Source organism: Mycetocola sp. (genome assembly GCF_046716805.1).
In the GTDB taxonomy this organism is placed as follows: Bacteria; Actinomycetota; Actinomycetes; order Actinomycetales; family Microbacteriaceae; genus Mycetocola_A.
Genome location: NZ_JBKJWH010000123.1, coordinates 1 through 10,610, shown reverse-complemented (window position 1 = coordinate 10,610; position 10,610 = coordinate 1). Strand labels below are relative to the sequence as shown.

Below are 10,610 nucleotides of genomic sequence, written 5' to 3'. Positions count from 1 at the left end.
GGCTCACTCGCCGTTCACCGCGACGGTCCCGCTGGGCGGGTTCGTCGAGACACACAATTTAACAACTCGCCAATAAGTGTCATATAGCGGACACTTCGCCGAAAGGAATCAATAGTGCTTATCGCACAGCGCCCCACGCTCACCGAAGAGAACATTTCGGAGTTCCGGTCCCGGTTCGTCATCGAACCTCTCGAGCCCGGCTTCGGCTACACCCTCGGTAACTCGATGCGCCGCACCCTGCTTTCCTCGATTCCCGGCGCTGCTGTCACCAGCATCCGCATCGATGGAGTCCTGCACGAGTTCAGCACCGTTCCCGGGGTCAAGGAAGATGTCACTGAGATCATCCTGAACATCAAGGGTCTGGTCATCTCGAGCGAGCACGACGAGCCGATCACCGCGTACCTGCGCAAGCAGGGCTCCGGCCAGGTCACCGCCGCCGACATCTCGGCTCCGGCCGGCGTCGAGGTTCACAACCCCGAGCTCGTCATCGCGACCCTGAACGACAAGGCCAAGTTCGAACTTGAACTGACCATCGAGCGTGGCCGTGGTTACGTGTCGGCTACCCAGAACCGCAACGAGTTCTCCGAGGCCGGACAGATTCCGATCGACTCGATCTACTCGCCCGTGCTCAAGGTCACCTACCGTGTCGAGGCGACTCGTGCCGGTGAGCGTACCGACTTCGACCGTCTGGTCGTCGATGTGGAGACGAAAGCGGCCATCACGCCGCGCGACGCCATCGCATCCGCCGGTACGACCCTCGTTGAGCTGTTCGGCCTCGCCCGCGAGCTGAACAACGCCGCTGAAGGCATTGAGATCGGCCCAGCGCCGGTTGACGCTGTCCTCTCCAGCGAACTCTCGATTCCGATCGAGGACCTGGACCTGTCTGTGCGTTCGTACAACTGCCTCAAGCGCGAGGGCATCAACACCGTGTCCGAGCTCGTGGCACTGAGCGAAACGCAGCTGATGAACATCCGCAACTTCGGACAGAAGTCGGTCGATGAGGTTCGCGACAAGCTCGTGGAAATGGGCCTTTCGCTCAAGGATTCGGTTCCCGGATTCGACGGCGCCCACTTCTACTCGGGTTACGAAGACGAGACAAGCAACTAAGGCTCGTCCTCGACGCCTTTTCACTTTTGATACTGGAGAATAACGACAATGCCTCAGCCCACTAAAGGCCCCCGCCTGGGAGGCGGCCCAGCGCACGAGCGCCTGATGCTCGCCAACCTGGCCGCTGCCCTGTTCACCCACAAGAGCATCAAAACCACCGAGACGAAGGCCAAGCGCCTTCGCCCGGTCGCTGAGCGACTCATCACGTTCGCGAAGCGCGGAGACCTCCACGCTCGCCGTCGTGTCATGCGCATCATCGGTGACACCACGGTCGTGCACGAGCTCTTCACCGAGATCGCTCCGCTCGTCGCCGAGCGCGATGGTGGCTACACCCGCATCACCAAGCTCGGTTTCCGCAAGGGCGACAACGCGTCCATGGTGCAGATCGAACTGGTTCTCGAGCCCGTCACCCCCAAGGTGAAGAAGTCGAAGACCACCGGCCAGGCTGAAATGCCGGCAGCTGCCGTTCCGGCAGAGGAGACCGAGGTTGTGGCAGAGGACGCCGCAGTCGAAGAGGCTCCCGTCGAATCCCCCGAAGCTGAGGCTGTCGAAGCCGACGCAGAGGCCGTCGAGGCTGAGAAGGCCGACGACAAGTAAGCATCCCGCTCACGAGAAAACCCCGGGTGTCCGCAAGGACACCCGGGGTTTCTTGCGCCTCCTGGCCATTCGCCGTGGGTCGCCGTGGTTCACCTCAGGCGGGTGCCGCACGTTCGACCGGGAAAACCGTGTGTTCTACACGCTCGACAGGAAGAATCGTCGCTTTCGCGGCCGCGGCTCCTGCTGAGTGCGCGCCTCGGTCGGTGTCGAGGGGGCGCTCGTCCGGGAGGGCTGAGCGGTTCTCGTAAACTGGCTCCGTGACCCAGCCGCAGCGATTCCGACTCGACATCGCGTACGACGGATCGAATTTCGCCGGCTGGGCGATCCAGCCCGGGCTGCGCACCGTACAGGGCGTCCTCGAGGAGGCGATCACGACGATCCTCGGGCGCCACGGTGAAACCATCCGGGTCTCGGTCGCCGGGCGAACCGATACCGGCGTGCACGCCACCGGGCAGGTCGCCCACATCGATCTCGACGAGGACCGGGCGGCTCGGGTGCGACGCGGTCGACCGCCGAGGGACGGACTCCACCCAACGGGGAGTGCGCTGCGCCGCAAGGTGAACGGTGTGCTCGGCCAGTACCCCGACGTCCTGATCACGAACGCGGCTCCAGCCCCCGACGGATTCGACGCCCGTTTCTCGGCCGTGTGGCGCCGCTACGAGTACCGCATCGCCGACAGCATCTCCTTCCGCAATCCGCTCGAGCGGGCGCAGACCGTCTGGCACCCGTCGCCACTCGATGTCGACGCGATGAACGCCGCCGCCGAGTCACTTGTCGGATTGCATGACTTCGCCACCTATTGCCGCCCTCGTGAGGGCCGGACCACCATCCGGACGCTCCAGCGATTCGGCTGGATCCGGGACGACCGCGGCGTACTCGTGGCGGATGTCCGAGCGGATGCCTTCTGCCACAGCATGGTGCGTGCCCTCGTCGGCGTGTGCGTCGCCGTCGGGGAGGGAAAGCTCGGGGTGGCCGACGCTGAGCGGCTCCGAAGCGAACTCGAGCGCTCGAACGAGTTCGCCGTCATGCCGGCTCGCGGGCTCACCCTCGCCGAGGTGGGGTATCCGTCAGACGCCCTCCTCGGCCAGCGAGCCGAGTTGACCAGGCAGCGCAGATCCCTGACCGACGGACGGGATCCGTTCGCTGAGTTTGACCCTGACGATGATGGCGGCTAAGATTGCTCCTTGGTGTCTGTGCTGACTGCAGCGCGGCATCCGAAGTTGAGCCCTCCACCTGCGGCGTTCCAGTTCTGGAACTCCCAACGGAGCGGGATTCACGAGCAACCAACTTACGACAAGAAAGCAGCACTACTGTGACGCGCACTTATTCCCCCAAGGCATCTGAGATCCAGCGAGAATGGTTCATCATCGACGCCACTGACATCGTGCTCGGCCGTCTGGCCAGCCATGTTGCCGTCCTCCTCCGTGGAAAGCACAAGGCGACGTTCGCCAACCACATGGACACCGGTGACTTCGTCATCATCATCAACGCCGACAAGGTTGCCCTCACCGGCCAGAAGCTCCTCCAGAAGAAGGCCTACCGCCACTCGGGTTACCCGGGCGGCATCAAGGCCGTGACTTACGCCGAACTGCTCGAGAAGAACCCGGGCCGTGCGGTGGAGAAGGCTGTTCGCGGCATGCTCCCCAAGAACTCCCTCGGCGCCGCGCAGCTGCGCAAGCTGAAGGTTTACACCGGTTCAGAGCACCCGCACGCCGCTCAGCAGCCCAAGACGTACACCCTCGACCAGGTCGCCCAGTAAGCGCCGAAGAGACATAAGGATTCCTACAGTGGCGAATATCGCAGATTCCATCGCAGAGACCCCGGAGAGCTTCTCCACCGAGACGCCGACCGAGGCAGCCCCCACGGCAGCACGTCCGGCCCTGAGCGTGCCCGGCGCAGCCGTCGGCCGTCGTAAGCAGGCTATCGCCCGCGTGCGCCTGGTCCCCGGCTCCGGCACCATCACGGTCAACGGCCGTGAACTCGCCGACTACTTCCCGAACAAGCTGCACCAGCAGCTGATCAACGACCCGTTCACGGTTCTCGACCTCGCCGGTGGCTACGACGTCATCGCGCGCATCTCGGGCGGTGGCCCCTCCGGCCAGGCCGGAGCCCTCCGACTCGGTATCGCGCGTGCGCTCAACCAGATCGACGAAGAGAACAACCGCGCAACCCTCAAGAAAGCCGGCTTCCTCTCCCGTGACGCTCGCGTCAAGGAGCGCAAGAAGGCCGGACTCAAGAAGGCACGTAAGGCACCTCAGTTCTCGAAGCGCTAATCGCGCCTCGGTTCTGGACTGCTTCTGATGCCCCGCCTGTTTGGTACTGACGGTGTTCGCGGTCTCGCGAACGTCGACCTGACGGCAGACCTCGCTCTCGGCCTTGCCCAAGCCACCGCAGTGGTGCTTGGGCAGGGCCGAAGTGCTGAGGCCCGCCGTGCCGCCGGTAAGCGCCCGGTCGCCGTGCTCGCCCGTGACCCCCGCGTGTCCGGTGATTTCCTCGCTGCCGCTGTGGCCTCTGGCCTCGCCTCCAGCGGTGTGGATGTGCTCGACGCCGGAGTCATCCCGACACCGGCTGCCGCCTTCCTCATCGCCGACATCGACGCAGATTTCGGTGTCATGATCTCGGCGAGCCACAATCCTGCTCCCGACAACGGGATCAAGATCTTCGCCCGTGGTGGCCGCAAGCTTCCCGATGAGGTTGAAGCTCGCATCGAGCAGTACCTCACCGAACCGAACCTCGCCCCCACCGGGGCAGCGGTTGGCCGCATCCGCCGTTTCGCCGACGCGGAGGACCGGTATGTTGTCCACCTCCTCGCGAGCCTTCCTCACCGACTCGACGGCATCCACGTCGTCCTCGACTGCGCGCACGGTGCCGCGGCGGGCGTCTCTCCTGAGGTGTTCCGCGATGCGGGCGCGACGCTCACCATCATCGGCAACGACCCGGACGGCATGAACATCAATGACGGTGTCGGGTCCACCCATCTCGACCTCCTCGCGCAGGCCGTGATCGAAAACGGCGCCGACATCGGCATCGCGCACGACGGAGACGCCGACCGGTGCCTTGCCGTCGACGCGAACGGAGCCGTCATCAACGGCGACCAGATCATGGCGATCCTCGCGGTCTCGATGAAGGAACGCGGCCACCTCACCGACGACACCCTCGTCGCCACGGTGATGAGCAATCTCGGGCTTCGCATCGCGATGGAGAAGCACGGGATCTCGATCGTGCAGACCAAGGTCGGCGACCGCTACGTCCTCGAAGAGATGAATGAGCACGGTTTCGCCCTCGGCGGTGAACAGTCCGGCCACGTCATCATGAGCGAGTTCGCGACGACAGGTGACGGCATCCTGACGGGACTTCACCTCGTCAGCGAGATGGCGCGCACCGGCAAGACCGCCGCGGAGCTTGCCTCGGTGATGGACGTTTATCCGCAGATCCTCGTCAACGTGAAGGATGTCGATCGCAACGGCATCCACACCGACGAAATCCTCGCGGCCGCCGTGCTGTCAGCAGAGAAGGAGCTCGGCGACACCGGGCGCGTTCTTCTTCGGCCCAGCGGAACGGAACAGCTCGTCCGCGTCATGGTCGAAGCGGCTGACCAGCCGACGGCCGATCGCCTGGCTCACGCCCTCGCCGATGTGGTGCGTGAACGCCTCACCGTCTGACCCTGAACAGAAGGCACTGCGTGTTCCGCTCATCGCGGCACAGGCAGGGCCTTGGGCCTGTCAGACCTTACGGAGAAGAACCTGGCTGACGGTGTGGTCAGATGCCTTCCGGAGCACGAGCTTCGCGCGAGCCCTGGTGGGCCGGATGTTCTCGAGGAGGTTCGGTTCGTTGACCTCGCGCCAATAGAACCTGGCTTTCTCCCGCGCCTCATCTTCGGTGAGTGATGCGTAGACGTTGAAGAACGAGTTGGGGTTCGTGAACGCTCCACGCTGCAGAGCCATGAACCGTTCCTCGTACCAGGTTGCGATGTCCGAAACGCGGGCGTCGACATAGACGCTGAAGTCGAAGAGGTCGCTCACGGTGAGCCGGTTGCCGTTGCCTGCGGGCTGCAGCACGTTGAGGCCCTCGACGATGAGCACGTCAGGACGGCGGACGACGACCTGTGCGTCGGGAATGATGTCGTATTTGAGGTGCGAGTAGAACGGCGCGCGAACCTCAGGGGCGCCGCTTTTCACGGCGCTGACGAAGCGGAGGAGGGCACGCCGGTCGTACGATTCGGGGAACCCCTTCCTCGCCATGATGCCGCGGCGTTCCAGCTCCGCGTTGGGGTGCAGGAATCCGTCTGTGGTGATCAACTCCACCCGTGGTGTGTCCGGCCAGCGCGACATCAGTTCCCGCAGGAGCCGCGCGACCGTCGATTTGCCCACGGCGACCGACCCGGCGACGCCGATGACGAACGGCGTGCGCTCGGTTTTCTCGCCGAGGAACGCGCTCGTCGACTCGTGCAATCGTTTGGCGTTGGCAACGTACAGGCTCAGCAGGCGGCTGAGCGGCAGATACACCTCGGCGACCTCGTTCAGGTCGAGGCGGTCACCGAGACCTCTCAGCTGGAAGACCTCGGCATCGGTCAGGGGTGACTCCGTGGTCGGGGAGAGCCTCGCCCAATCCGAACGGTCGATTTCGACGAAGGGCGTCGACTGGGCATGCGACGCTGAGCCGTGGGAGGGGTCCGACATAGGTTCCCAGTCTATTGCCGCTATCGTTGAGCCCATGTGTGGAATCGTCGGTTACGTTGGCAACAATGACAGCATCAATGTCCTACTCAGCGGCCTCGGCCGACTGGAGTATCGAGGGTACGACTCCGCGGGCGTCGCGGTGATCGATGAGACGGGTGCGATCCGCACCCGGAAGCGCGCCGGAAAGCTCGCTATTCTCGCCGGAGATGTCAAGAACAGCGCGATGGAGGTCAGCCACACAGGCATCGGGCACACCCGCTGGGCGACCCACGGCGCCCCCACCGACCAGAACGCTCATCCCCACCTCGGCGATGACGGCAAACTCGCCCTCATCCACAACGGCATCATCGAGAACTTCGCGCCGCTCAAGAAGGAACTGCTCGCGGACGGCTTCAGCTTCATCAGCGAGACGGACTCCGAAGTCGCCGCCGTGCTGCTCGGCCGCGAATACCGCAAAACCAAGGACCTGCGCGCGGCGTTCCAGAATGTCGTGGCACAGCTCGAGGGCGCCTTCACTCTCCTCGCCGTCCACGAGGAACAGCCGGGCCTCGTCGTCGGTGCGCGCCGCAACTCGCCACTCGTCATCGGACTCGGCGATGGGGAAAACTTCCTCGCGTCGGACGTCGCCGCGTTCGTCGAGTACACCCGGAGTGCCCTCGCCATCGGCCAGGACCAGATCGTCTCCATCACCCCCGACAAGGTCGAGGTCACCGACTTCTTCGGAGCCGCTGTCGAGGTCGAGCCGTTCGAAATCCAGTGGGATGCCTCCGCCGCCGAAAAGGGCGGATGGTCCAGCTTCATGGCGAAGGAAATCGACGAAGAGCCGGATGCCGTCGCCAACACCCTGCGCGGCCGCATCGATGAGAACGGCCAGGTCGTCATTCCCGAGCTGAACGGGCTCGACGAGCTGTTCACCGACATCAACCGCATCGTCGTCATCGCCTGCGGCACCGCGGCATACGCCGGCCAGGTCGGCAAGTACGCGCTCGAGAAGTGGGCGGGCATCCCGGTGGACGTCGAACTCAGCCACGAGTTCCGTTACCGTGAACCGGTCATCACCCCCCAGACGCTCGTCGTCTCGATCAGCCAGTCCGGCGAGACCATGGACACGCTCATGGCGGTCAAATATGCCAGCGACGCCGGCGCGAAGACGCTCTCGATCTGCAACACCCAGGGCGCGACGATTCCTCGCGAATCGGACGCCGTCGTCTACACACACGCGGGACCGGAGGTCGCGGTCGCGTCGACCAAGGCGTTCGTCGCGCAAATCACCGCCCTGTACCTGTTCGCCCTGCACCTCGCACGGGTGCGCGGCACCCAGACACCGGAGTTCCTCGCCGAGCAGTCGGCCGAACTGGTCGGCGTCCCGCAGAAAATCCGCACGATTCTCGGCGAGCAGGATGTCGTCGTCCAGCTCGCACGCTGGATGAGCGACTCACGCGCAGTGCTGTTCCTCGGCCGCCACGTCGGATTCCCGATTGCACTCGAGGGTGCCCTCAAGCTCAAGGAACTCGCCTACATCCACGCCGAAGGTTTCGCTGCCGGTGAGCTCAAGCACGGCCCGATCGCCCTGATCGAGCCCGGGCAGCCCGTTTTCGTCGTCGTGCCGAGCCCCCGCGCGTCAGCAACGATCCACTCCAAGGTGGTGTCGAACATCCAGGAGATCCGCGCTCGCGGTGCCAAGGTCATCGCGATCGCGGAAGAGGGCGACGCCTCGGTGCTGCCGTTCACCGACGTGGTCATCCGCATCCCGCTGGCCGCTCCGCTGTTCGAGCCGCTCCTCGCCGTCATCCCGATGCAGATCTTCGCCATGGAGCTCGCGAGCGCCAAGGGACTCGACGTTGACCAGCCGCGCAACCTGGCGAAGTCCGTCACCGTCGAGTAAACAGAACCGAGAAAGGCACTGTCGAGAGGCACTGTCGAGAAGCACTGTCGAGTCGGCTCGGTGCTGCAGGCGGGGCCTTCCGGCCAGAGGGGAGCAGCGTGATCGTCGGAATCGGCGTCGACCTGGTCGACCTTGCGCGATTCGAACGCGCGGTCGACCGGACGCCGCGGCTGCGGGATCGCCTGTTCCACGAGAGTGAGCAGGACAAGCCGCTCCGTTCCCTGGCCGGGCGGTTCGCCGCCAAGGAAGCGCTCATCAAGGCGCTCGGCAGCTCCGACGGCGTGCACTGGCTCGAAATCACAGTGACGAACGATGCGCAGGGCGACCCGCGTTTCGAGCTCACCGGGGAGACCGCATCCGTCGTGGCCGCTCGCGGGATCACATCCCTCCACCTGTCGATGAGCCACGACGCCGGTGCCGCGATCGCCTTCGTCATCGCCGAGCGGGCAGATCCCCAGCCCGCCCCAACGGGAACGGATGCCGCATGACGGCGTTCCGTGAAGCGGTGATCGACCTCGACGCGGTCACCAGCAACATCCGAACGCTTCGAAAGGCGATCGGTACACCGCACCTCATCGCTGTGGTCAAGGCCGACGGTTACGGCCACGGAGCCGTTCCGGTCGCGCGGGCGGCGCTCGCCGGCGGGGCCGACTGGCTGGGGACGGCCGACATCCAGGAAGCACTCGCGCTGCGCGCGGCCGGTATCGAGTCGCCGCTTCTCTGCTGGCTGCACCCGAACGGCGCCGACTTCGCAGTGGCGATTCGGGCCGGCGTCGACCTCGGGGTGTCCTCCGCCGCCCAGCTGGAGGAGATCGCGGATGCCGTCGACGGCGAAACGGCATACGTCCACCTGAAACTCGACACCGGTCTCAGCAGGAACGGCGTCGTCGAGGCGGAGTGGGCAGACCTGTTCCGCCGGGCGGCCGAACTCGAAAAGTTCGGGGTGCTGCGCGTGCGGGGGATCTTCTCCCACCTCTCCAACACCTCGCCCGCCGACGACCGAGCGGCGCTCGCCGTGTTTCACCGTGGACTCGCCCTGGCGAACGGCGAGGGTCTTCGCCCAGACCTCATGCATCTTGCCGCGACGGCGGCGGCGATCGACCTGCCCGACGCGCGCTTCAACACGGTGAGAATCGGTATCGGCATGTACGGGCTGTCACCGTTCGAGAACCGCAGCTCGGCGGACCTCGGCCTCACCCCGGCGATGACCCTGCGGGGCAGAATCGCCGCTGTCCGGCGGGTTCCAGCCGGGACCGGTGTGTCATACAGCTACACCTACCGCACGGCCGATGAGTCGACGCTCGCCCTCGTACCGCTCGGTTACGCGGACGGAGTGCCGCGCCAGGCATCCGGGAAAGGCCCCGTGCTGATCGCCGGTCGCCGGTACAGCGTCGCCGGTCGCGTCGCCATGGACCAGTTCGTCGTCGACATCGGTGACGCCGACATCGCGGTCGGCGACGACGTCATCCTGTTCGGGGATCCCGCAGCCGGTGCGCCGAGCGCCTCGGAGTGGGCGGCAGCGGCCGGCACGATCAACTACGACATCGTCACCCGGATCGGCGCGCGGGTTTCCCGGCGGTACTCCGAATGATCGGGACAGGAGACCTCGTCGTGGCCACGCCCGAGGAGATGCACGCGTTCGGTGTGCGGCTCGGCCGGTCCCTCACGGCCGGCGACCTGCTCGTCCTGACCGGTCCGCTCGGCGCAGGCAAGACGACGCTCGCCCGCGGCATCGGCGAAGGCCTCGGTGTGCGGGGACCCGTGACCAGCCCGACCTTCGTGCTTGCCCGAACGCATCCGAGCCTCGTCGGCGGTCCTCCGCTCGTGCACGTCGACGCCTACCGCCTCAGCGCGGCCATCGAACTCGACGACCTCGACATCGACTTCGCCGGGAGCGTTGTTCTCGTCGAATGGGGCCGCGGCATGATCGACGCCGTCGCGTCACGCTGGATCGACATCGAGATCGAGCGGCCGACGGGCGCCGGCGACAGCGACGAGAACGACGCGGACCCGGCCGACGAACCCCGTCGCATCCGGATCACCCGGCACGACCTGGGCCACGCCTGACCGGCCCCGACCGCGTAGGCTGGATCGACGGCGCGGGGCTCTTCATGTGCTCACCGCGATCGACTCCGCGCATGTGTGCCCCGCGCTACAACGATGACATCGTTGTGGGCGCAAACGGTTCCGCAAGTCAGGCGCTATAGGCCGACCTGTTTATTCCAGTCGCGCATCGAAATACCGATCCGTTCGACATCGGGCATGTCAAGCTCGCCGCTATGCATAATCACATTCCGGGAGCGCTCGATGGTGGTGAATATTGAAGTGGCCCACTCCTGACT

At 65.4% G+C, this 10,610-nt stretch carries 11 protein-coding genes; 10 read left to right on the top strand and 1 reads right to left on the bottom strand.

Annotated elements, in window-relative coordinates; translation table 11 throughout:
* Positions 1-114: 114 nt before the first annotated feature.
* The 6 genes from ACLQ62_RS09720 (at position 115) to glmM (ending at position 5,366) form a co-directional block, all read left to right on the top strand.
* Positions 115-1,107 (top strand): DNA-directed RNA polymerase subunit alpha, encoded by a 993-nt coding sequence (locus tag ACLQ62_RS09720; RefSeq protein ID WP_411721430.1) that lies wholly within the window; start codon positions 115-117, stop codon positions 1,105-1,107.
* Between the two features lie 48 nt (positions 1,108-1,155).
* Positions 1,156-1,704, top strand: a complete 549-nt coding sequence (rplQ, locus tag ACLQ62_RS09715) for a 50S ribosomal protein L17 (RefSeq protein WP_411721429.1) — start codon at positions 1,156-1,158, stop codon at positions 1,702-1,704.
* A gap of 257 nt (positions 1,705-1,961) precedes the next feature.
* Positions 1,962-2,879, top strand: coding sequence for a tRNA pseudouridine(38-40) synthase TruA (gene truA / locus ACLQ62_RS09710; protein ID WP_411721428.1), 918 nt, complete (start codon positions 1,962-1,964; stop codon positions 2,877-2,879).
* Between the two features lie 137 nt (positions 2,880-3,016).
* Entirely contained in the window at positions 3,017-3,463 is a 447-nt protein-coding gene (gene rplM, locus ACLQ62_RS09705) for a 50S ribosomal protein L13 (protein WP_411721427.1), read from the top strand.
* A gap of 28 nt (positions 3,464-3,491) precedes the next feature.
* Positions 3,492-3,977, top strand: a complete 486-nt coding sequence (gene rpsI, locus ACLQ62_RS09700; RefSeq protein ID WP_411721426.1) for a 30S ribosomal protein S9 — start codon at positions 3,492-3,494, stop codon at positions 3,975-3,977.
* Positions 3,978-4,004: 27 nt separating this feature from the next.
* Entirely contained in the window at positions 4,005-5,366 is a 1,362-nt protein-coding gene (gene glmM, locus ACLQ62_RS09695; protein ID WP_411721425.1) for a phosphoglucosamine mutase, read from the top strand.
* Between the two features lie 60 nt (positions 5,367-5,426).
* Here glmM and coaA read toward each other — a convergent pair whose 3' ends face one another.
* On the bottom strand, positions 5,427-6,383 hold the full coding sequence (gene coaA / locus ACLQ62_RS09690; protein ID WP_411721424.1) for a type I pantothenate kinase: 957 nt from the start codon (positions 6,381-6,383) through the stop codon (positions 5,427-5,429).
* A 34-nt stretch (positions 6,384-6,417) separates the two neighbouring features.
* Here coaA and glmS point away from each other — a divergent pair, with 34 nt between their 5' ends.
* The 4 genes from glmS (at position 6,418) to tsaE (ending at position 10,335) form a co-directional block, all read left to right on the top strand.
* Positions 6,418-8,268, top strand: a complete 1,851-nt coding sequence (gene glmS, locus ACLQ62_RS09685) for a glutamine--fructose-6-phosphate transaminase (isomerizing) (RefSeq protein WP_411721423.1) — start codon at positions 6,418-6,420, stop codon at positions 8,266-8,268.
* Positions 8,269-8,366: 98 nt separating this feature from the next.
* Positions 8,367-8,756 (top strand): holo-ACP synthase, encoded by a 390-nt coding sequence (locus ACLQ62_RS09680; RefSeq protein WP_411721422.1) that lies wholly within the window; start codon positions 8,367-8,369, stop codon positions 8,754-8,756.
* Positions 8,753-9,859 carry an alanine racemase gene (alr, locus tag ACLQ62_RS09675; RefSeq protein ID WP_411721421.1) on the top strand — a complete coding sequence of 369 codons (1,107 nt, stop codon included), beginning with the start codon at positions 8,753-8,755 and terminating at the stop codon, positions 9,857-9,859. The genes ACLQ62_RS09680 and alr overlap by 4 nt, the downstream gene beginning before the upstream one ends.
* Positions 9,856-10,335, top strand: a complete 480-nt coding sequence (gene tsaE, locus ACLQ62_RS09670) for a tRNA (adenosine(37)-N6)-threonylcarbamoyltransferase complex ATPase subunit type 1 TsaE (protein WP_411721420.1) — start codon at positions 9,856-9,858, stop codon at positions 10,333-10,335. Before alr ends, tsaE begins: the two co-directional genes overlap by 4 nt.
* Positions 10,336-10,610 lie beyond the last annotated feature (275 nt).